Origin of the sequence: Pseudomonas sp. LJDD11 (assembly GCF_024584215.1) — a bacterium.
Taxonomy (GTDB): domain Bacteria; phylum Pseudomonadota; class Gammaproteobacteria; order Pseudomonadales; family Pseudomonadaceae; genus Aquipseudomonas.
Window position 1 is genome coordinate 1 of the sequence record NZ_JANJFL010000083.1, and the last position, 679, is coordinate 679.

Annotated in this window: 2 protein-coding genes; both read right to left on the reverse strand. The window is 57.3% G+C overall.

Going from position 1 to position 679, the window contains the following annotated elements; translation table 11 throughout:
* Positions 1-140 (reverse strand): hypothetical protein (locus NRB16_RS29915; protein ID WP_373568523.1); only part of this gene is annotated, 140 nt, incomplete at its 3' end.
* A gap of 4 nt (positions 141-144) precedes the next feature.
* The coding region (locus tag NRB16_RS28845; RefSeq protein ID WP_257107558.1) for an ATP-dependent zinc protease at positions 145-679 on the reverse strand (535 nt) is incomplete at its 5' end.

A 679-nucleotide genomic window follows, 5' to 3' on the forward strand; every position in this document is an offset into this window, starting at 1 on the left:
GCGTCGATCTCCCGCAGTTTGCCAGTCCCGTCCTCGGTCAGCGGGATGCGGAGGATGACAATCTGATAGGCCGTGATCGCGATGCCGAGTGTCACCAGAAGCGTGATCAGGATTTTCAGATGGAGTGTAAGAGAGCGCATGTATTTACTCTGCGTTTTGAACGACGGAGGCACAGGCGGGCTTGCCCGCCACAAATTTGAGACTTGGATCGACCAGCGCATCGAAGTGTTTGAGTGCATCGGAGCCAATCAAAAGCGGGTATTGGAAAGCACTTCGGTCGGTCAAGTTCACTTCTATGGTGCGTAAAACTTCACCCATGCAGATATCGAGGTTGATCACCGGCCTTGCGCTGTACTTTTTCTCGTCGTCCGGGTCGACATCGCCGGCTCGCCGCCTGGTCTGGGTGGTGCGCGTCAGGGGCTGTTCGGTGGGGTGGGCGTGGCTGGTGTCGGTGGGCAGGTAGAACCTGACCCAGTTCTCGCCATTGCGCTTGAAGTGCTTGATATCACGCGCACTCAGCGATGCGGTCTTCGCGCCGGTGTCGAGTTTGGCTGCGACCTCAAGGTCAATGTTGGTGAGTCTGGCGTATTCGTTCAGGCCGTAGACGGTCTTGTTGGCAGCAGCGCACAGGGCAGGAAGAAACAGCAGACAGAGCAACGTGGTGAGGGTTTCGAGTCTC